The sequence below is a fragment of the Desulfosarcina ovata subsp. ovata genome (assembly GCF_009689005.1).
Lineage (GTDB): Bacteria > Desulfobacterota > Desulfobacteria > Desulfobacterales > Desulfosarcinaceae > Desulfosarcina > Desulfosarcina ovata.
Genome location: NZ_AP021879.1, coordinates 6,524,792 through 6,546,131 on the forward strand (window position 1 = coordinate 6,524,792; position 21,340 = coordinate 6,546,131).

Annotated in this window: 19 protein-coding genes and 5 tRNA genes; 16 read left to right on the forward strand and 8 right to left on the reverse strand. The window is 55.0% G+C overall.

Annotated features, from left to right (window positions below):
- Positions 1-155 precede the first annotated feature (155 nt).
- From GN112_RS28580 to GN112_RS28610, 7 genes are all read right to left on the reverse strand, one after another.
- Complete coding sequence (locus tag GN112_RS28580) at positions 156-1,727, reverse strand: ASKHA domain-containing protein (RefSeq protein ID WP_155313282.1); 1,572 nt, start codon at positions 1,725-1,727, stop codon at positions 156-158.
- A gap of 50 nt (positions 1,728-1,777) precedes the next feature.
- Positions 1,778-2,530, reverse strand: coding sequence for an SIR2 family NAD-dependent protein deacylase (locus GN112_RS28585; RefSeq protein WP_155313283.1), 753 nt, complete (start codon positions 2,528-2,530; stop codon positions 1,778-1,780).
- 9 nt (positions 2,531-2,539) lie between these two features.
- Positions 2,540-3,379: an MBL fold metallo-hydrolase gene (locus tag GN112_RS28590; RefSeq protein ID WP_155314433.1), complete on the reverse strand. Its 840-nt coding sequence runs from the start codon at positions 3,377-3,379 to the stop codon at positions 2,540-2,542.
- 25 nt (positions 3,380-3,404) lie between these two features.
- Positions 3,405-4,235, reverse strand: a complete 831-nt coding sequence (locus tag GN112_RS28595) for a 50S ribosomal protein L11 methyltransferase (RefSeq protein ID WP_155313284.1) — start codon at positions 4,233-4,235, stop codon at positions 3,405-3,407.
- Between the two features lie 13 nt (positions 4,236-4,248).
- Positions 4,249-4,926 carry a CBS domain-containing protein gene (locus GN112_RS28600; protein WP_155313285.1) on the reverse strand — a complete coding sequence of 226 codons (678 nt, stop codon included), beginning with the start codon at positions 4,924-4,926 and terminating at the stop codon, positions 4,249-4,251.
- Between the two features lie 57 nt (positions 4,927-4,983).
- On the reverse strand, positions 4,984-5,934 hold the full coding sequence (locus tag GN112_RS28605; RefSeq protein WP_155313286.1) for a histone deacetylase family protein: 951 nt from the start codon (positions 5,932-5,934) through the stop codon (positions 4,984-4,986).
- A gap of 107 nt (positions 5,935-6,041) precedes the next feature.
- On the reverse strand, positions 6,042-6,791 hold the full coding sequence (locus GN112_RS28610; protein ID WP_155313287.1) for an ATP-binding protein: 750 nt from the start codon (positions 6,789-6,791) through the stop codon (positions 6,042-6,044).
- Positions 6,792-7,184: 393 nt separating this feature from the next.
- Between GN112_RS28610 and GN112_RS28615 the strand changes: the two genes are divergently transcribed.
- Together GN112_RS28615 and GN112_RS28620 are read left to right on the forward strand one after the other, a co-directional pair.
- Positions 7,185-7,502, forward strand: a complete 318-nt coding sequence (locus tag GN112_RS28615; protein ID WP_155313288.1) for a phasin family protein — start codon at positions 7,185-7,187, stop codon at positions 7,500-7,502.
- A gap of 10 nt (positions 7,503-7,512) precedes the next feature.
- Entirely contained in the window at positions 7,513-9,210 is a 1,698-nt protein-coding gene (locus GN112_RS28620) for an ABC1 kinase family protein (RefSeq protein WP_155313289.1), read from the forward strand.
- 26 nt (positions 9,211-9,236) lie between these two features.
- On the opposite strand, the gene GN112_RS28625 is transcribed toward GN112_RS28620, so the two are convergent.
- The gene (locus tag GN112_RS28625; RefSeq protein ID WP_231717162.1) at positions 9,237-11,099 is read right to left on the reverse strand and encodes a lytic transglycosylase; all 1,863 of its coding nucleotides are present in this window, start codon (positions 11,097-11,099) and stop codon (positions 9,237-9,239) included.
- A 395-nt stretch (positions 11,100-11,494) separates the two neighbouring features.
- Here GN112_RS28625 and GN112_RS28630 point away from each other — a divergent pair.
- The 14 genes from GN112_RS28630 (at position 11,495) to rpoB (ending at position 21,340) form a co-directional block, all read left to right on the forward strand.
- A tRNA-Thr gene (locus GN112_RS28630) sits at positions 11,495-11,570 on the forward strand.
- A gap of 20 nt (positions 11,571-11,590) precedes the next feature.
- Positions 11,591-11,675, forward strand: a tRNA-Tyr gene (locus tag GN112_RS28635).
- Positions 11,676-11,808: 133 nt separating this feature from the next.
- Positions 11,809-11,884: transfer RNA gene (locus tag GN112_RS28640), tRNA-Gly, on the forward strand.
- A gap of 68 nt (positions 11,885-11,952) precedes the next feature.
- Positions 11,953-12,029 (forward strand) — tRNA-Thr (locus GN112_RS28645).
- 69 nt (positions 12,030-12,098) lie between these two features.
- Positions 12,099-13,292: an elongation factor Tu gene (tuf, locus tag GN112_RS28650; RefSeq protein ID WP_155313290.1), complete on the forward strand. Its 1,194-nt coding sequence runs from the start codon at positions 12,099-12,101 to the stop codon at positions 13,290-13,292.
- A 27-nt stretch (positions 13,293-13,319) separates the two neighbouring features.
- A complete protein-coding gene (gene rpmG, locus GN112_RS28655) occupies positions 13,320-13,463 on the forward strand; it encodes a 50S ribosomal protein L33 (RefSeq protein ID WP_456236865.1) in 144 nt (47 codons plus the stop codon).
- 36 nt (positions 13,464-13,499) lie between these two features.
- Positions 13,500-13,576: transfer RNA gene (locus GN112_RS28660), tRNA-Trp, on the forward strand.
- 82 nt (positions 13,577-13,658) lie between these two features.
- Positions 13,659-14,015, forward strand: coding sequence for a preprotein translocase subunit SecE (secE, locus tag GN112_RS28665; RefSeq protein WP_155313291.1), 357 nt, complete (start codon positions 13,659-13,661; stop codon positions 14,013-14,015).
- Between the two features lie 16 nt (positions 14,016-14,031).
- Complete coding sequence (nusG, locus tag GN112_RS28670) at positions 14,032-14,562, forward strand: transcription termination/antitermination protein NusG (RefSeq protein WP_155313292.1); 531 nt, start codon at positions 14,032-14,034, stop codon at positions 14,560-14,562.
- 67 nt (positions 14,563-14,629) lie between these two features.
- Entirely contained in the window at positions 14,630-15,052 is a 423-nt protein-coding gene (rplK, locus tag GN112_RS28675; protein WP_155313293.1) for a 50S ribosomal protein L11, read from the forward strand.
- A gap of 82 nt (positions 15,053-15,134) precedes the next feature.
- Positions 15,135-15,839 carry a 50S ribosomal protein L1 gene (gene rplA / locus GN112_RS28680; RefSeq protein WP_155313294.1) on the forward strand — a complete coding sequence of 235 codons (705 nt, stop codon included), beginning with the start codon at positions 15,135-15,137 and terminating at the stop codon, positions 15,837-15,839.
- Positions 15,840-16,132: 293 nt separating this feature from the next.
- A complete protein-coding gene (rplJ, locus tag GN112_RS28685) occupies positions 16,133-16,657 on the forward strand; it encodes a 50S ribosomal protein L10 (protein ID WP_155313295.1) in 525 nt (174 codons plus the stop codon).
- 67 nt (positions 16,658-16,724) lie between these two features.
- Entirely contained in the window at positions 16,725-17,114 is a 390-nt protein-coding gene (rplL, locus tag GN112_RS28690) for a 50S ribosomal protein L7/L12 (protein WP_155313296.1), read from the forward strand.
- Positions 17,115-17,254: 140 nt separating this feature from the next.
- A complete protein-coding gene (gene rpoB, locus GN112_RS28695; protein WP_155313297.1) occupies positions 17,255-21,340 on the forward strand; it encodes a DNA-directed RNA polymerase subunit beta in 4,086 nt (1,361 codons plus the stop codon).

Sequence of the window (21,340 nt, forward strand, 5' to 3'; positions counted from 1 at the left end):
GCACGGGACGCGGACGGCATGTGAGAATTGACGGGAACGGATGGTGGCTCAGCCGGAAAAAGAGACGCTAAGCCGTTCGATTTTTATTCGCGGCAGTCGTCATCGGCTTCTGGGTGAGAAGATGAACAACGCGACGGAACGCGGGGGGTCCCGGGTTACGAGTTTCGGCCCCCATTGCCCGGTACACGTACGGACGGAAAGCGGGCCGTGTCGGTGTGGGGCAGGAATTTTGCCGCCGAGAAGCGGTTCATGAAATCCTGATTTACATTCAGCTCCATATAGGTGATGCCGTCACGGATTCGTTTGATCCGGTCGAAGCCGGATGGATCGGTCAGTATCCGTGCCGCACCGCCCAATGAACTGTTGCCCAGGCTCTGATAGCTTGACAGCGGAAGGTCGGGGATCATCCCGATGGTGATGGCCGACTGCGGATCAATGTAGGCGCCGAAGGTACCGGCAACGAAGAAGGTTTCCAGCTCTGCCTGGGTCATGCCGACGCTGCCGGTAATGGTTTCCAAAATGGTGTACATGGCCGCCTTGGACCGGACGAGGCTGTCCAGATCGGCCTGGGAGATGCACAGATCCTCGCCGGTGCCCGACATGGCCGCCGGAACGACGATCAGATGGGCCAGATCCTTTTTTATTGTGAAGCGCGTACCGCAACGCTCGGGCAGCAATTTGCCGCGGATATCGATCATTCCCGACCGGAACAGGGCTGCAGCCAGGTCGATGACGCCGGAGCCACAGATGCCTCGCGGCGGTTGATCGCCGATGGTATGCACGTCGAACTGCATGGTCCGCTCCTCGATGGCAATCCGGTCGATGACCCCGGGGCCGGCCGTTGTACCCATCCGGGTCACACCGCCCTCCAGGGCTGGCCCAGCGGCGCCGGCACAGGCCATCATCCAGTTGCGGTTGCCCAACACCACCTCCGCATTGGTGCCCACATCCACCAGAATCGCCGTCTCTTCACGCCGGTCCATGTCGCAAAAGAGAATGCCGGCAATCAGGTCGCCGCCAAAGTAGCTGCCCACATTGGGGAAAATCAGCACCCGGGCGTTCGGCCCCGCGGTGATGCCAAGCTCGGCCGCTTCCATCACCGGTGGCTGGTTGACCACGGGGATATACGGCTCCCGGATCATCCAGCGCGGGTTGAGCCCCAGCAGCAGATGGGTCATGGCCGTATTGCCGGCAACGGCAATCAGATGGATGTTCTCACATCGGATGGCGCACGTCCGGCAGAGGGCATTCAGTTCCGTATTGAGGCCGTCGACGATCAGGCGGTTGAGGCGGTCCAGCCCATCGGGGGCGTCAACATGGTGGATGCGGGCCAGGACGTCGGGCCCCACGGTCGCCTGGGGGTTGTCGAAAACCCGTTCGCCCAACGGTTCGCCGGTTTCAAGATCGATGATGCGCAGGACCACCCGGGTGGTGCCCAGGTCCACCGCCGCACCGCAAAGGGGCTCGGTTGCATCGGGTGCAGTGAGGTGAACCAGGCTGCCACGGTCGTTTTCGGTTTTAAAGAGCACCGCCCGGGCCTGGTAATTCCACTGGCGCAGCTGTTCCGGCAGCGCTTTCAGCTGCGTCAGGCCGATATGCATGGTCGTTGTGCCCAACGCCTTGTTCAAGGCGGCGGCCAGCCGGTCGGCGTCGGCCGTGTTGTCGGCCAGTATGGGCGGCGTCAGGGTTACCGGTATGACCCAGCGATGGTCAGGGGCACTTGTCATTTCTACTCCTTTAGGGATCGTCAGCGGTTTTCGGGCAGGGGGAAAGCGGTTCAGGCATTTTGGTGTCGGCGCATGGCTTTGACCAGCCGCGGCAGGATCGTGCCGGCCGCCCCCAACAGCGGCAGGTTGCTGATCCGCCGGGTGAGCGATGTGGGTTCGGGATTGATTTCGATCACCACGGCACCATTGTCCCGGGCAATGAAGGGCATGCTGGCGGCCGGTTGGACCGTGGCCGATGTGCCGACGACCAGCATGACATCGCAGGCGGCCGAGATCTGCTGGGAACGCAGCAGGGCGTCATGGGGAATCATCTCACCGAAAAAAATGCAGTCGGGCCGCAGGATACCCCCACAGCGGCATCGCGGCGGTATTTCGGAAAGATCCACCCGGGATGTCTCGATCGTCCAGTCACAGGTTTGGCAACGCTGCCAGGCAAAACTGCCGTGGAATTCGATGACATCGCTGTTTCCGGCCCGCTGGTGCAGACCATCCACGTTCTGGGTGATGACCGTCTGGAGAATGCCCATCCGTTCCAGATCGGCCAGACCGATGTGGGCGGTGTTGGGGCGGGCCTTGTCCAATACCATTTTCATCTCTTTGATGAGAACATTCCAGACCGTCTCAGGATCTTCCAGAAAGGCATCGATGTGGGCGTATTTCATGGGGTCGAGCTTTTCCCAAAGCCCCCCTTTGCCCCGAAAGGGCGGAATGCCGCTTTCAACGGAGATCCCGGCACCGGTGAGGGCAACGGTTTTTTTTGCTTTGGCCAGGGTTTCGACTGCGTCTGCAAACAAATCTGACATGGCTATTGATTAAAGGGTAAAGGTCATGTCCCGCCCCACGGCAAAACATTCCAAGGTTTTGCCCTTGCGGGCGATAATCTCGCGGCAGCGCTCGACGATATCGTCCACTTGGTCGTCGGTGCGCTCCTGGTTGAGGTGAAACAGCCCCAGACGTTTGACACCGGCTCGAAAGGCCAGGTCGAGGACGTCGGTATAGGACGAATGGCCCCATTCAACGAGGCGGGCATACTCGTCAGGCGTGTACTCGCCATCGTGGATCAACAGGTCCGCCCCGGTACAGAACGCAACATATTCCTCGAATGGCAGGCCTCCGGGATGAACAAATCCCAGCTCGTTGTCGGTAATGAAGACGAAGGTCTTGCCATTTTCAATAAATTTGTAGCCTTTGCCGGAGTTGGGGTGGCTGATGGGAATCGGTACCACTGTTGCCGACCCGATCTTGAACTCCGCCGGATGGCCTTCTTGCCAGACGATTCTGGCCTTAAGGTCGGAATAGCGTACCGGAAAGTTGGGGGGGGCCATGACCTTGGAAAACATGCTCTGCATGAATTTTTTATGAAAAGGGGCACGGTGCATGTGGATTTCGGTGCGTCTGAGGAACAGCGGCTTGAAAAAAGGAAACCCCATCAGGTGATCCCAGTGGCCATGGGTGAGCAGGAAATTGTAATGGTAACGCCCCTGGTCGATCAAATGGTTGCCCAAACGCCGGATACCGGTTCCCGCATCCACGATGATGATGTCGTCACTGTCGGTGTGGATGGTCATGCAGGTGGTGTCACCACCATACTTGATGTACTCCTTTCCGGAAACGGGAATGGATCCTCTGGAGCCCCAGCAGGTGATGACCATGCTCAATCTCTCTTGTCTCCGCCGGTCAACCGGCTTCACCGTAGAAGGTGGTCCAGATGCCGTTTTGATTCCATCGTTTGATAATTTTTACCGGCAGTCCGGCCAGTGTCGATTCGATTCGAGCCGCTTGGCTGCGCATCAGGCCGGATAGAATGAAACGCCTTTTTTGTAGAAAACCGGTGCTGCGGATCAGCTTTTTCATGATGTCATAATGAATGTTGGATACCACAAGATCGCTCGTAAAGTCTATAAATTTCTCGGCATCCCCTTGTGCGACGAGGACTTGACGGGACAGGCGATTGAGCCTGACATTGCGTTGGGCGGTCTGGGCGGCAAGCAGGGTCAGGTCCGTGGCCAGCACCCTCGGGCAGCCCAGACGGGCAGCGGCCAGGGCCAACAGTCCGGTGCCCGTCCCCAGGTCCAGCGTCGACTCCGGGATCCCGCCAGAAAATGCCAGTTCCAGGGCTTCCAGGCAGTCCCGTGTGGTCGGGTGCGTGCCGGTTCCGAAGACCACACCGGGATCGAGGATAATCGTGGTGTCACTGCGACCCAGCGCCGTGGCGTACCAGGGCGGTGAAATGGTGAACCTGCCGATGCGTTGGGGCGTGACATCACCGCCTTGCCACTGGTCGTAGGTCATGTGGTAGTGATCCAGCAGGACCAGATCCTGCAGATGGGCAACGGCCTTTTCCACCAGGGGAAGGTTAGGCCGGGTAAAGAAAAGAAAAGAGAACCCACCTTCTTCCCAGCAGCCGATATAATGGTCCGGATCAAAGGCGCTGCCGGGGCGGAAGCGCCCCGACAGGTAGTAGATATAAAGATCCTGATAAGGGTTGGCGCTAATGAGCATAGTCATCTCGGCAGAGGTCTCATTTGCTTTTCGGTAGTTGGTCGAGGTACCATTCCATGGGGTCGATCAGGCGATACCCCATGGCGACCAACTTCTTCTTGATTCGGGTGACCGTGTTGGTCAGAAGATAGGGAAAAACAGCCCGTTTGCCCGCTTCCCAGGTCCGGGCCACCAGAACACTGCCCAGGGAGATGTTCTCTTCGGTGATGGCGTCGACGATTTTTTTCATCTGGCCGACCTTTTCCTCCACTTCGATACATAGCAGGGTGCCCGGTTCACGAATTCCCAGCACATTGATGAATGCCCGCAAAAGATCGCGCACCGATAGAATGCCCATGAGCCTGCCGTCATCGTCGACAACGGGAAACGCACCCACCTTCGCCTTCTGGATCAGCAACAGCGCATCCGGGAGGGTATACATGGGAGAGATGGTTTTGGGATCGCTGGTCATGATGTCCGCCACTTTCAGTTGCGCCAGCTTTTCCCGCTCATCGGCCGTGCCCTTGTTTTTGATCATGCGATAGGGCATGGCACTGCGGATGTCCCGGTCGGTAACGATGCCGATCAGGAGCCGGCCGGCGTCCACGACAGGCAGGTGGCGGATGTGGTTGGCGGCCATTTTCTCCTGGGCCTCGAAAACGGATGCATCCGCATCGATGGTGATGACTTCTGATACCATGGATTGGCTGACAAACATGTTATCCTCCAGACAGTGGGTGATTAGGGAAAGGACGTCAAAGCTTACGTTCCGGAATCAGGCGTCAAGCAGAATCCTGACATGGTTGGCGGCCAGTTCCCCCAGCCGCTCCAGGCAGTAGCCGCCCTCCAGGACCGACAGGACCCGGCCGGCGGCGTATTGATCGCCCATTTTCATGATCGTTTCCATGATCCATGAATAGCCCTCGGTGGAGAGGCTGATGTCGGACATGTCGTCGTCTTCATGGCCGTCGAAACCACAGGATACGATGATGAATTGCGGGTTGAAACGGTCGATGACCGGCAGCATGTCGCTTTCGATCAATTTTTTATATGTCCCATCCCCCTGGCCGGGAAGCACGGGTGAGTTCTTCGTGAACCCCTGGCCCGGCCCCTCGCCTTCTTCGAATTCCCGGCCGGTACCCGGAAAGGCAAAAGAGGGATGCTGGTGGATGGAATAATAGAATACACTGGGATCTTCCTCGAAAATTTGTTGGGTCCCGTTGCCATGGTGAACGTCGAAGTCGATAATGCCGATCCGTTCGACACCGTGGGTCTGCTGGAGGTAGCGGGTGGCGATGGCGACGTTGTTGAAGTAGCAGAATCCCATGGCCTGATTCGATTCCGCATGGTGTCCGGGCGGCCGGATGGCGCAGAACGCATTGTCCAGTTCGTCCTCCATGATCCGGCGGGCGACATCGATCACCCCGCCAACGGCCAGGAAAGCAGTTTCGTAGGTGTCCACGCACATCTGATTGTCCGGATAATCAAAGGTGCGGTTGCCGGAAAGGCAGACCTCTTCGAAACGGCGAATATAACTTTGCGCATGGACGGTCTGGATCCATTTGAGATCGGCACGAACCGCCGGCAGAAGGATCAGCTGGTCCAGCAGCCCCGCTGCTTGGATGCCGTCGAAAATGGCGGTAAGGCGGTCGGCCGTTTCCGGATGATAAGGTCCCGTATCGTGGAGCAGATACCTGTTGTCGTGCAAATAGCCTGTTCGTTTCATAGGCGTCCTTTCCGGTGCGTCCGGGGGGTTAATAAAGGTTTGCAACTGGTTTTGACTGCCATTACGGGGCGTGACGATGCCTGGCGCTGCTTTTGGAAGATGTCCGCTTACGGGATGATCCGCTCGAAAATCGAATAGGCTGCCTTCAGCGCCGGATTGTCCGCATTGATATCGATGGTCGGGCGGCCGTTCAGGTCAAACTCGTAGACCTCTTCATCGGCGGGGATCACTCCGGCCAACTCCAGGCCGGCATCGGTAATCATTGTCTTCACCTCGTCGTTTGGCTCGCTTTTGGCTTGATTGATGATGATGTAGCTTTTACCCACGCCAAGTTTCAAGTCCTGGGCCAGTTTATGGATTCGCAGACCGGCCTGGAGCCCACGTCTGGAGGTGTCGGTAACGATGAGCAGAATATCCACGTTCTTGGTGGTCAGACGGCTCAAATGCTCCATGCCGGCCTCGTTGTCCATGACCAGGTAGGGATAATTGCCGGACAACCGTTCCAGGAATCCGGACAACAGGGTGTTGGCCGCACAATAACAGCCGGCCCCTTCGGGCTGGCCCATAACCACCAGATCGAAGCCCTCCTCTTCCATGACGGCCTGCTCCAGCTTCATGGACATGAACACATTCTTGGTCATGCCGCTGGGAACGATCCCCTTTTTCATTTCCTCGCGGGCATTGCCCACCGTTTCGGTGACTTCAAGGCCCAGGACTTCATTCAGGTTGGCATTGGCATCGGCATCGACAGCCAGCACCGGGCCCTTTCCCTGACCCACCAAATATTTGATCAGCATACCGGAAACGGTGGTCTTTCCGGTTCCGCCTTTTCCAGCCATGGCGATGGATACGGGCATCTTCTGGCACTCCTTTCCGCAAGCAAGGGGTTTGGATGCGATAAAACCGATTCGTTCGGTACTTGCGCGTCCTTGTGGCGGGGAATGGCCCGCCGGGCAATCCAGACATGATTAAGACAGCCGGGGTAAACAGTCAAGGGGGATTGTCCCATACCCGTCCGGGGAGCCGCATTTGAATTGGTGTCCGGTGAATGACGTTATCGGTGCCCCTCGCCTTCGGACGGCAGAATGGCAAATGCCAAGATCCAAATGCCAATTGAAGGATGAATTCGATTAAAATGAAAATCGTGTAAACCATCTCATTGATGGGTCCCGTCTCATGTGCTAAATGGATAGGCAGTGCCCATTCAGGGCAAAAACCGATCCATTGCCACCGACAAAGGAGACCCCCCGATGTTTGAACTGATGAAAAAGAGTATGCTGGCCGGTGTCGGCCTGGCCCTCAAAGCCTGGGACGAAGTGGAGGATTTGGCCAAGGAGATGGCCGAACAGGGCAAGATGACCGAATCCGAAGGCCGCAAGTTTATTGACGAACTGCAGAGCCGCTACGAAGATGCTCAGAAAAAGCTGGAAGAACGGGTGGAGCAAAGCGTCAAGAACCTGCTTAAAAAGGCTGACGTGGTGACCCAGGAAGAACTCAAGGGGCTGAAAAAAGAGATCCGTGATCTGAAGAAACTGATCAGCAACCAGGACGACGAGGAAAAAGCCTGACGCGGCCTGAATGATCAGTATTCGCAAAATCGGCGTCATCGGGCGCACGTATCGAAACCTGAACCGTTACCGGCAGATCCTGGCGGTATTTTTCAAATACGGCTTCGATGATATCGTGGAGATGCTGAAGATCGATCAGTACATCGAGATCGGTCTGCAGATGATCTCCCGCCACCATGGTGAACGCGTAGAGCGCCACTCCCGGGCCGAGCGTGTGCGCATGGCCCTTGAGGAACTGGGCCCCACCTATATCAAGATGGGCCAGATCCTCTCCAGCCGTCCTGACCTGGTACCGGTGGATTTTATCCGGGAACTATCCCGGCTGCAGGACAAAGTACCCTCATTTTCCATTGCCGAGGTTCGACGTATTGTCTACAAGGAGACCGGGCAATCCATTGATGATCTGTTTGCCCACTTCGATCCCGAGCCGCTTGCATCGGCTTCCATCGGCCAGGTTCACCGGGCGAGATTGGTTGATGGGGAAGAGGTCGCGGTCAAGATTCAGCGGCCGGGGATCCGCAAGATCGTCGAGGTGGATCTGGAGATCATGCTTCACCTGGCAACCCTGGCCGAGCGGCACATCGAGGAGCTGGTTCATCACCGGCCGGTCAAGATCGTCGAGGAGTTTGCCCGATCCATTGAAAAGGAAATGGATTACACGCTGGAAGCCACCAGTATGGAGCGGGTGGCGCGTGCCTTTCTTCACGATCAGACGGTTTACATCCCCAAGGTTTACCGCGAAATCACCACCGAGCGGGTGCTGACCGCCGAATTCATGGATGGCATCAAGGTTTCCCTTTTGGATCAGCTGGATGCCAAGGGATACGATCGCAAGCTGATTACCCACCGCGGTGCCTCCATTTTGCTCACCCAGATTTTTGAACACGGCTTTTTTCACGCCGACCCCCATCCGGGTAATCTTTTTGTTTTGCCTGAAAACGTGATCTGCCTGCTCGACTTCGGAATGATGGGCACCGTGGACCGCAGTACCCGGGAACTTTTCGTGGAATTGGTGGATGCCGTGGTGCGTCGCGACGAGTCCCGAACCGCCCGGGTACTGTTAAAGGTGACCATGTGGGACGAGGAGCCGGACATGCGTCTTTTGGCCAAAGACGTGGCCGATTTTTTGGGTGAACATCTTTACAAATCGCTCAAGGACATCCAGGTCGGCAAGCTCCTGCAGCATATGCTCGAGATGGCCTCCGTCCACCGGCTGCGCATTCCCCCCGAAATCTTTCTGATGATGAAAGCGATCAGCACCGTCGAGGGCGTGGGGCTTGCCCTGGATCCCGATTTCGATATGATCGCCCATGCTGAGCCGTTTATCAAACAGGTAAAATTGGCGCGGTTTTCGCCCAAACGGTTGAGCAGCGACGCGGTGAGTATCTTCGGGCAGTATCTGGATTTCGTTCAGGAGTTCCCCAAGGATCTTCTGGAAATCACCCGCAACATTCGGCAAAAGAAGTTTACCTTCATGCTGGAGCTGAAAAGCATGGAAAGTATGCTGGCCACTCACGACCAGATCAGCAACCGCATCTCCTTTTCGATCATCATTGCCGCACTGATTATCGGTTCGGCGCTGATCGTCATTTCCAAGACCCCTCCGCTGTTTTACGGGATCTCTCTGATCGGCATTATCGGATTTCTCACGGCTGCCATCCTGGGTGTCTGGCTTCTGGTGGCCATCATCAAGAAGGGAAGACTTTAATCCGATACCGATTGGATCCGGTTTCGCTAGTCAACGATGACCTTTTGTCCCGGGTAGATCGTGCTGCGGGGGGTCAGGTTGTTGAGCTTCAGGAAATGGTTGAGGGACATGTTGTATTTGCGGGCGATCAGATAAGGACTTTCGCCTTTTTGCACGTAATAGGTTTCGGATTGTTTGGCTGATCGTGAGGTGCGCGTCGTTGCCGAGGGAACCCTCAATACCTGATGGATACTCAGCATGGTTCCTTTCAGCTTGTTCATTTCCTGGATTCGTTTGGTCGTCGTGCCATAGCGCTTGGCAATGATCCAGAGGGAGTCGCCGCTTTTGACCACATGCTTGCGGTTCCACACCTTGGCCGTTGCCGGCGCGCGTGACGCGCTGACCGTTGTTCCCCGCCGGGGAACCTTCAGTCTCTGGCCGGCAACGATATAGCCGGAGCGCCTCAGGCGATTGGCCCGCATGATCTGCTTGACGCTGGTCCCATATCGTCTGGCGATGGAGGAGAGGGTCTCGCCCTTTCGGACGCGGTGGTAGGCGAAGGCCGGCGTCGGAGGGGTGTACACCGGAACCTTGTCGATGCTTGCCAGCACCAGCGCTTTCTGGCCTGCCGGCACCCGCAACGGATACTTGGCGTCAGGCAGAATGCTGTAGCGAAGTTCAGGGTTCAATTCCTTGAGGGTTTCCACTGACAGGCCCAGTGCGGGCGCCAGGTTCTTCAGGTGGACCCGGCGATGAACGTCCACTTTTTCAAAGGCCAGGGCCGGGTCGGGTTCGATGCAGTTAAGACCGTATTTTTCTGCATTCTCAATAACGTGCAGGGTTGCCAGAAAACGGGGAACATAGCGGGCGGTTTCGTAGGGCAGACGGCCGTAGAGGTCCCAGAAATCGTCAAGGTAGTTGATGTTTTGTGTCCGGATGACGTGCAGGACCCGCCCTTCACCACAGTTGTAAGCGGCCAATACGGTCGCCCAGTCGCCAAAAATCCCGTGGAGTTCCTTGAGATAGGCGATGGCTGCGTCCGTTGATTTTTCAAAGTCGATGCGTTCATCAACGTACTGGTTGCGCTTTAAACCGAATTTGTAACCGGTGGAAGGGATGAACTGCCAGAGTCCCAGTGCCCGAGCCCGGGAAAGGGCCTGAACCTTGAAACCGCTTTCAATCAACGGCAGCCAGGACAGTTCCGTGGGCAGGCCGGCGGCCTCCAGTTTGCTGACGATCATGTCACGGTATTTTCCGGAACGACGATAGGACTCGATGAAAAAACGTTTTTCCGGTCCTTTGGTGAAAAAGTTGATCTCTTTTTGGACATTGGCGTTGAGATCTCGGGGAATCGCATTGTGGTTTCCATTGACAACAATGTTGCGCGATGCGTAAATTTCAAGAATCCGTTTGGAAATCAGAAACCGGAGATCTTCTTTCTGCTGGATCAGCTTGTCCGGGCTGTCCGGCTCGAGGTTGAGGATTAGCGAATAAGCCTTGTCAAGCGCTTCCAGGGCGCTTTCCAATTCCCCGTTCTGCCAGAATTCCTGGGCGGCATCGCAGAAGTCGAGAGCCTCGTCCAGCTTATGCTGGGCGGTGTGGATCGGCGGCGCTGCATCGCCACCGGCAATGTCACTAAGGTCGGTTTCCCCCATATGAGCCACTGGATTGGTGGCCACTCCCGTGTTCTCGGAAACCCCGGCCGCGTTCATGGCGTCGGAACCGATGATTGCCGGCGGTGCGGGAGGGGTTTTCCCGTTGTCGTCGATGATGGCACCCGGTTCCACCATCGGAACGGCTGGCGGGGAACCGGGATCGCCGTTTCGCGCGGTCGGGTGGGCACACCCCTGGACAAGGATCAGCAGCCAGAGGATCATGAATACATAACGGTGAATATATTTAATAGACAATGGGATATCCTTTTGTCGGGTGTTGCCGTGGGTGGCGGACAAGGACATTTGATGGATGCAAAACCGCTTGGTTGTAGGCCTCTTAAACATTAGCAATCAATTTTGTCAAGTTCGGATGTCGGTGAAATCCAGGTGGCCGAGGCCAATATGCCGACTTGGGATCGACATTCGGCAATGCAGGGGTGATTTCACAACAGCCGTTTTCGTATGCAGATTTCCTGATGAAGAACCGCAGCAAGTTTAATATCGGCATCTGTCAAAATAAAAAAACAGGAAAAATTTAATTTCCCCTTGAAAATATGGAAGAGAGGGTGTAAAAGGCATCGTTTCAATCCATCGTACTGCATTTGTCTGTTAGAAAGCGTATGATTGATTTGTTCTTTAAGAACCGTATCGCCAGCGTAGCTCAGTTGGTAGAGCTACTGATTTGTAATCAGTGGGTCGGGGGTTCGAATCCCTCCGCTGGCTCCAGTGTCACAGCTGATATCCATGGTGGGGTTCCCGAGTGGTCAAAGGGAACAGACTGTAAATCTGTCGGCGACGCCTTCGGAGGTTCAAATCCTCCCCCCACCACCATTTTTGTGAGTGCTTGTAGGAGATCCTAAAGTTTAAGATCGATATTCAACTACATGGCTTGCGACGCTGCTGTCTGGTCAGTAGCAAGAGATGCATTGAGACGCGTTAATATTAGCGTAGACCGTGTTTGAACGCGGGAGTAGCTCAGTTGGTAGAGCTTCAGCCTTCCAAGCTGAATGTCGCGAGTTCGAGCCTCGTCTCCCGCTCCATCGCTTTTAAACGCCGATCTTTTCATGGCCTGCCATTTCATCGTTCTTTATCTTGTTGTACCTATAAAGCCCACGTAGCTCAGTCGGTAGAGCGCTTCCTTGGTAAGGAAGAGGTTCATCGGTTCAATTCCGATCGTGGGCTCCACCTTATTTATTAAATCGATTGAGTTAAAAACAAACAGCCAGAAATTGTCCAGTTATGGGAGGTTTTAAGATGGCGAAGGAAAAATTTGAGAGGACAAAGCCGCATGTCAACGTAGGTACGATCGGGCATATCGACCATGGCAAGACGACCCTGACGGCAGCGATCACCAAGCTGAGCGGGATGCGTGGGATGGCGGATTTCATTCCGTTCGACGAGATTGACAAGGCGCCCGAGGAGAAGGAGCGGGGGATCACGATTGCCACGGCCCACGTGGAGTACGAGACGGCCACTCGCCATTACGCGCACGTGGACTGCCCGGGCCATGCGGACTACATCAAGAACATGATTACCGGCGCCGCCCAGATGGACGGAGCGATTCTGGTGGTGGGCGCCGACGACGGCCCGATGCCCCAGACCCGTGAGCACATTCTTCTGGCCCGCCAGGTGGGTGTTCCCCGGATCATCGTCTTTTTGAACAAATGCGACATGGTGGATGATGAAGAGCTGATCGAGCTGGTGGAGCTGGAGTTGCGGGAGCTTCTGGACAAGTACGAGTTTCCCGGTGACGACACGCCGATCATCCGGGGGAGCGCATTGAAGGCGCTGGAGAGTGACAGTGTGGACGCGGAAGAAGCGAAGTGCATTTTCGAGCTTCTGGATGCGATTGACAGCTATATTCCGGAGCCGGAGCGTGACGTGGACAAACCGTTTTTGATGCCGATCGAAGACGTGTTCAGCATTTCCGGCCGGGGTACCGTGGTAACGGGCCGTGTGGAGCGCGGCATCATCCATGTGGGTGACAACGTAGAGATCGTTGGTATCCGCGAAACCGCCAAGACGGTATGTACCGGAGTGGAGATGTTCCGCAAGCTGCTTGATGAAGGTCAGGCGGGGGACAACATCGGCGTATTGCTGCGCGGCACCAAGCGTGACGAAGTCGAACGCGGCCAGGTGGTGGCGGCACCGGGATCGATTACGCCGCACACGAAGTTCAAAGCCGAGGCGTACATTCTGAGCAAGGAAGAAGGAGGCCGTCACACCCCGTTTTTCAACGGTTATCGTCCGCAGTTTTATTTCCGGACCACGGACGTGACGGGGATTTTGAATCTTCCCGAGGGTGTTGAGATGGTGATGCCCGGTGACAACGTGGCCATCACGGCGGAGCTGATCACGCCGATCGCCATGGAGAAAGAGCTTCGGTTTGCCATCCGTGAGGGCGGTCGTACGGTCGGCGCCGGTGTCGTCAGCGAAATTATTGAATAGCCTTCCAAGGAGTGTCTCCAAGTGAGAGTGATCATAACACTGGCCTGTCAGGAATGTAAGCGCAGGAATTACACGACAACCAAAAATAAACGGACCACGCCGGACAAACTGGAGTTCAGCAAATATTGCCGCTTCTGCAAAAAGCACACGCCGCACAAAGAGACCAAATAACGCGGCAACCGGAAAATGGCGCAGCGGAAACCATGCAGGCCAGTAGCTCTAATTGGTAGAGCATCGGACTCCAAATCCGGGTGTTGGGGGTTCGAATCCCTCCTGGCCTGCCACTGCGTTGAGATTTCATGCGGCAGTGGGCTAAAAAAATCGGTGATAAAAACAATCCGCTTATTTTTAGGATAACGGGGTAAGATGGGACGGTTACTTCGAAAAAAAGATTCGACCAAAAAGATCAGAAAAACGCAATCTGCGGATGAAGTCGGCCGGGATCAGAATTCCCCTGCTGTCCAGGTGGGTGCGCCACCAGCAGCCAAAAAGAGCTATACACCGGCAAGCAAACCCACGGTTGCCAAAGAAAAGAACATCATCGACAAATCGATCCAGTTTCTCCGCGAAGTCAAGGTGGAGCTGAAAAAGGTCACTTGGCCGTCAAAGAAGCAGACCATGGGGTCAACGGTGGTGGTGCTGGTCATCGTGACCATTATATCGCTGTTTCTCGGTGTTGTCGACGCTGGGCTTTCCGGCCTTATCCGTGCCGTATTGCAATAACGCAGGAGCTTTCATAGTGGCAAAAAAATGGTATATCGTTCACGTGTACTCCGGTTTCGAGAACAAGGTGAAAGCGTCACTTGACGAAAAGATCGCCACCTCCCCCAATCCTTCCAAGTTCGACAAGGTGTTGGTCCCTACCGAGGAGATTGTTGAACTGGTCAAGGGGAAGCGGCGCACATCCTCGAGAAAGTTTTACCCGGGATACCTGCTGGTTCGAATGGATCTAGACGATGAAACCTGGCACATCGTGAACAATACCCCAAAAGTTACTGGTTTTCTGGGCGGTCGGGAGAAACCGACACCCATATCGGATGAGGAGGCGGATGCCATCCTGAACCGGATGGAGGCCGGCAAAAACCAGCCGCAACCCAAATACTTCTTTGAAACCGGTGACGAAATCCGTGTTATTGATGGCCCGTTTACCAATTTCAATGGCACTGTCGAAGAGGTCAATCCCGAAAAAGGGAAGATCAAGGTGCTGGTCAGTATATTTGGGCGTTCGACACCGGTGGAACTCGACTTTGTCCAGGTGATGAAGCTTTAGCGTCAATGGCTGAAGTTCGTTTTTACAATCATCAAATTAATAGAATTTCAAGGGAATCGATCGAAAAATGGCTAAAAAGGTAATGGCTCAAATCAAGCTTCAAGTCGAAGCAGGCAAGGCAAATCCGTCTCCGCCCATCGGTCCGGCTCTGGGACAACACGGTGTTAACATAATGGATTTTTGTAAAGCGTTTAATGCGCGGACCGCCAACGACGCTGGTATGATCATCCCCGTGGTTATTACTGTTTACCAGGACCGCTCCTTTACCTTCATTACCAAAACTCCGCCCGCCGCTGTTTTACTGAAAAAAGCCGCCAAGATCGCCAAGGGTGCCGGCGATCCGAAACGCGACCGTGTGGGCAAGGTGTCAATGGCTCAGGTTGAAGAGATTGCCAAGCTGAAAATGGCTGATCTAAATGCCAATGATCTTGCTGCGGCCTGTAAAATTATCCAGGGAACCGCCAGAAGCATGGGAATTGAGGTACAATAGCCGTTCGGTCAAAGCCTGATTTGTTCAGATCAGAGATAGAAGCGGGCGCTGAGCCATTCAATATCAAGGAGTAAACAACAAAATGCCGAAGCGTGGTAAAAAATATAAAGATTCATCAATCAAGGTCGACTCTGCCAAGCGATACGATTTCAACGAAGCGATTGATACCGCCATTTCTTCCTCCTACGCAAAATTCGATGAAACCGTCGATGTGGCCGTGCGCCTCGGGGTCGATCCTCGTCACGCCGACCAGATGGTCCGTGGCACTGTCGTGCTTCCCAATGGTTTGGGCAAGGAAGTCAAGGTCCTCGTTTTTGCCAAAGGTGAAAAAGAGACCGAAGCCAGAGACGCCGGTGCGGAATTCGTTGGTAACGAAGAACTCGTGGATAAAATCAAGGAGGGCTGGTTCGGTTTCGACAAGGCCATTGCCACGCCAGACATGATGGGAACCGTCGGAAAGATCGGCCGGCTGTTGGGCCCAAGAGGTTTGATGCCCAACGCCAAAACCGGCACCGTTACCTTTGATGTGGCCAAGACCGTGCAGGAACTGAAAGCTGGCAAAATCGAGTTCCGGGTGGAGAAAGCGGGTATCGTTCACGCACCGATGGGCAAAGTCTCCTTTGGCACCCAGAAAATCGTTGAGAATATTACCGCATTTCTCGAAACCATCTTGAAATTGAAACCTTCTTCCAGCAAGGGCACCTACCTGAAAGGGATCGCCGTCTCCACGACCATGGGACCGGGAATCAAGATCGACACAACATTAGTAAAAGATCTTGTCAAATAGGCAAGTTATCGCTATCTTCGAATCAAACGCGATAGTATTATAACTGCGGGCTCTATAACGGTCCGCTTCATTACGCTGTCAAAGACCGTAGGTTCACCGGCCTCGTCCAAAAATCGAGGCCGCGTGTATAATCGGTTTACACCGGCCTGCCGAGACGGAGTTTATGTGTTTGATAAGCCCTTCCCAATACGTCATTGTTACCATCCGGATGTTTTAGAAGGACTTCGTTGACCCAAAACGCCACTATGTGTCCTCCGGTTTTTGCAGATTAAGGAAGGGGGTGTAAGCTAACATTGGATATTAACACAAAAAAACAGATCGCCAGTGATCTCCAGGCCCGGTTCGAAAAGGCGGCCCTTGTCATTCTTACGGATTACAAGGGACTCAACGTAGAGTCGATGAATGCGCTGCGCAGAAAGCTGCGGGAGGCGGGTGCCGAATATCAGGTTGTCAAAAATTCGTTGCTGGTCCGTGCATCCGAAGGCAACGACGTTGCGCTGATCAAAGATCACTTCAAAGGCCCCAGTGCCATCGCGCTGAGCAGTACTGACCCTGTCGCACCGGCCAAAATACTTGCCGATTTCGTAAAAGAGAACAAAAAATTCGAAATCAAGGTCGGCGTGCTCAACGGGAAAGAGCTGGATTTAGATGCGATCAAGGCGCTATCAACGCTACCATCGCGGGAAGTCATGCTGGCCAAGGTGCTCTCGGTGATGAATGCTGTGCCGACATCGCTGGTCACCGCCCTGAGCGATGTGCCGCGGCGTATGCTGAATGTGCTCCAGGCCATCAAGGACCAGAAGGAAGCCGAGGCCTGATCTCCCCATTTATCAAAACATTATCGCATGACTGAAAACCATATCAATTTTGGAGGAACAAATACAAATGGCTGATATTACCAAAGCAGATGTAATCGAGTTCATCGCTAACATGTCCGTTCTCGAACTCTCCGAGATGGTCAAGGAGATGGAAGAGAAATTCGGTGTTTCCGCTGCCGCCCCGGTGGCCATGATGGCTGCCGGCTCTACCGGCGAAGGTGGTGGTGCCGCGGCTGAAGAAGAGAAAAACGAGTTTGACGTTGTCTTGACCGCCGCCGGCGACAAGAAGATTGCGGTTATCAAAGAGGTCCGCGCCATCACCGGTCTCGGCCTCAAGGAAGCCAAGGCCCTGGTCGACGAAGCCCCCAAACCGGTTAAAGAGGGCGTGGCCAAGGATGAGGCAGAAAAGATCAAGGCTCAGCTCGAAGAGGCCGGCGCCCAGGTTGAGCTCAAATAACCCGTTAGTATCAAAAACGCAAAAATATATAGAAATATTAAGTATTTATATTTTAAAGCATTGAATATGAAAATGGGGTGCAAAGGATGATCATCCTTTGATCCCATTTTCGTATTCCTAAATATATTATCGGAGTTGCCATGTCGAAAAGACCAACGGCGAACAAGAGAATCAGAAAAAGCTTCGGCAAAATTAAGAAAATCGTGGAGATTCCTGATTTGATCGGTATGCAGCGGGACTCCTATCAGCGGTTTCTGCAGATGGACATTCCTCCAGAAAAGCGGGAGGATATCGGTCTGCAGGCGGTCTTCAAGTCCGTATTTCCGATTAAGGATTTTACTGGAAGCGCCTCTCTCGAGTTCGTGTCTTATCGATTTGCTGAGATCAAGCACAGCGAAGAAGAGTGTGTCCACCGCGGCATGACGTACGAGCTGCCCGTCCGGATTACGGTGCGGCTTGTGGTTTACGATACCGACAAGGACACGGGCGTGTCCAATATCCGGGACATCAAAGAACAGGAGATCTATTTTGGTACCATTCCGCTGATGACGGCAAAGGGCACGTTTATCATCAACGGTACCGAGCGTGTCGTTGTCAGCCAGCTGCACCGCTCGTCAGGTGTCTTTTTCGACCATGACAAGGGGAAAAGCCACTCCAGTGGTAAAATTATCTACAGTTCGCGAATCATCCCGGTTCGTGGCTCGTGGATTGACCTTGAAATCGATCCCAAGGATATTGTCTATATCCGCATTGACCGCCGCCGGAAATTTCCGGTTACCGTGCTCTTCAAAGCTTTTGGCTACTCCACAGAGGATTTGCTAAGCTATTTTTACAAGACAGAGAAAGTTATCGTTGAAGATGGGGCCTACTATCGCGAATTCACGCCCGAACTGCTCAAAGGAACCCGCGCCAGCAAGGATGTCCTCGACCCGAACACGGGAGAGGCGCTTGTCAAGAAGGGCCGCATGTTCACCCAGCGCGCCCTCAGACAGATGGTGGCCTCCAATTTCACGCGGGTGCCCATTGAACAGGAAGATGTCCTCGACAAGGCCGTTGCTTTTGCTATTGGCGACCCTGAATCCGGAGAAGTGATCGCCAGCGCCAATGACGTGATCGACGAAGCCCTGCTCAAGCGCCTCGCCGATGGCGGAATTCAGGAGTTTGAACTGCTTTTTATCGATGGGGCATCCAGCAGCGATTCCATCCGCAAGACGCTGATGCTCGACAAGGTCGCCACCAAGGAAGAGGCACTGATTGAAATCTATCGCCTGCTACGGCCTGGGAACCCGGCCACTCCGGAAGTGGCCCAGGATTTTCTCGATCATCTGTTTTTCAAATCCGCCTACTACGATTTGTCCGGCGTCGGGCGGCTTAAAATCAATCTGCGCCTGGGAATTGAAACCCCGGTCAACGTAAGAACATTGCGCAAAGAGGATATCCTGCTAACTGCCAAAACGCTCATCGAACTCAGGGATACCCAGGGTGTGGTCGACGATATCGACCACCTGGGCAACCGGCGGGTCCGGGCCGTGGGCGAGCTGCTCGAAAATCAGTACCGTATCGGTTTGGTCCGGATGGAGCGCGCCATCAAGGAGCGGATGAGCCTGCAGGAGGTCGACGCCCTCATGCCCCATGACCTGGTCAATCCGAAGCCGGTTTCTGCCGTGGTCAAGGAGTTTTTCGGCACCAGTCAGCTCAGCCAGTTCATGGACAAAACCAATCCACTGTCCGAAACCACGCATAAGCGAAGACTCAGCGCCTTGGGCCCCGGCGGCCTGACGCGTGAACGGGCCGGCTTCGAAGTCCGCGACGTGCATCCTTCTCACTACGGCCGGATCTGTCCCATCGAGACCCCTGAAGGGCCCAACATCGGTCTTATCGTGTCCCTCAGCACCTATGCGAAGGTGAACGATTTCGGGTTTATCGAAACCCCTTACCGGGTTGTCGATAACGCCACCGTATCCAAGGACGTGCGATTTCTCAGTGCTTTTGAGGAAAAAGATCACCCCATTGCCCAGGCGAATGCGCCCATTGATGATGCGTCGGTTTACATCAATCCGACGGTCACTTCGCGGGTGGCCGGTGAATTCATGATGGTTGACCGCGAACGCATCGAGTTGATGGATATTTCGCCCAATCAGCTGGTCAGCGTGTCGGCCTCGCTGATTCCTTTCCTCGAAAATGACGACGCCAACCGCGCACTGATGGGGTCGAACATGCAGCGACAGGCGGTTCCCCTGATCAAGGCCGAGGCGCCGCTCGTGGGCACCGGCATTGAAGGCGTGGTGGCCAAAGACTCCGGTGTTACCATTGTCGCCAAACGGGACGGCGAGGTGGTCGATGTGGATGCTTCGCGGATCGTTCTCAAACATGCCACGCCCGACGAACGCACCGGCAAACAGGTGTCCATCCACAACCTGCTTAAGTTTGTACGTTCCAACCAGAACACCTGCTTCAACCAGCGTCCGATTGTCAAGAAACACCAGTTCGTCAAGGCCGGTGAAATCATTGCCGACGGGCCTGCCACCGAGCAGGGAGAACTGGCCCTGGGCAAAAACGTTACCGTGGCCTTCATGCCTTGGGGAGGGTACAACTTCGAAGACTCCATCCTGGTCAGCGAACGCCTGGTTCGGGACGGCGTCTATACATCGGTGCATATCGAAGAGTTCGAGGTGGTTGCCAGGGATACCAAACTGGGCAAGGAAGAGGTGACCCGCGACATCCCCAACGTCGGTGAGGAAGCACTGAAAAACCTGGATGACAGCGGAATCATTCGGCTGGGTGCGGAAGTCCAACAGGGCGATATCCTGGTGGGCAAGATCACGCCCAAAGGGGAAACCCAGCTTTCACCGGAAGAAAAGTTGCTCAGGGCGATTTTCGGAGAGAAGGCCGGTGATGTCAAGGATACCTCTTTGCGGGTGCCGCCGGGTGTCGAAGGCATCGTTATTGACGCCAAAATATTTTCTCGTCGGGGTGTGGAAAAGGATGAGCGGACCTTGGCGATCGAGGCGGCCGAAATAGCCGGCATGGAGAAAAACAAAAACGACGAGATCAAAATCATCGGTCAAAGTGTTCGCTCGCAGTTGGAGAAAATGCTTGATGGACAACAGTGTGCGGCACCACTGAAGAAAGGCAAGCGGATCTATCTGAACAAGAATGCCACCATTGAGGCGGGGAGCCTGGCCGAAATCCCCGTGGCCGATCTGGAAGGCCTGTTTTTCGATGATCCGGATTTGACCGAACGGGTCCATCAGGTCCTCGAGATCTACCGTGAGCAGGTCGATCGCTGCGAAAATGAGCTCGAAAACCGGCTGGGGCATTTCGAGAAAGGCGACGAACTGCCCCCCGGCGTGATCAAAATGGTCAAGGTCTATGTGGCCATGAAACGCAAACTTTCCGTTGGCGACAAAATGGCCGGTCGCCACGGCAACAAAGGCGTGGTTTCCCGAATCCTGCCCATCGAAGATATGCCCTACTTTGCCGATGGGCGCACCGTGGACATGGTGCTCAACCCGCTGGGCGTACCCTCTCGAATGAATGTCGGCCAGATCCTCGAAATTCATCTGGGCCTTGCGGCCAAGGGGTTGGGCGACCAGCTCAATGCCCTGCTCGATGCGCAGCAGGTCGATGCTATCCGCGGCAAACTGAATAATATTTTCGGCGAGGCGGCCGGTGATGTGGAGAACATGGACGCCGCCGATGTCGTAGCCCTGGCCGGCCATTATAGAAATGGCGTTCATATGGCAACACCGGTATTCGACGGGGCCAAGGAAGAGGAAATCAAAACCCTGTTGTCTGAGGCCGATTTGAGCCCGACCGGACAGACGACGCTTTACGACGGCCATACCGGCGAAGCGTTTAAGGAGAAGATCACCGTCGGCACGATGTATATGCTCAAGCTTCATCACCTGGTCGATGACAAGATCCATGCCCGCTCCATCGGGCCCTATTCACTGGTTACCCAACAGCCCCTTGGCGGCAAGGCCCAGTTTGGCGGTCAACGGCTCGGAGAGATGGAAGTCTGGGCCATGGAGGCTTACGGGGCCGCACACGCCCTGCAGGAGTTTCTGACCGTCAAGTCCGATGACATGGCCGGCCGGACGCGCATGTACGAAAAGATCGTCAAGGGCCAGAATGTGCTGGAACCGGGGATTCCCGAGTCGTTCAAGGTGCTCACCAAGGAACTCCAGAGCCTGGGGCTGGACGTATCCCTCCTGGAGGAGTAA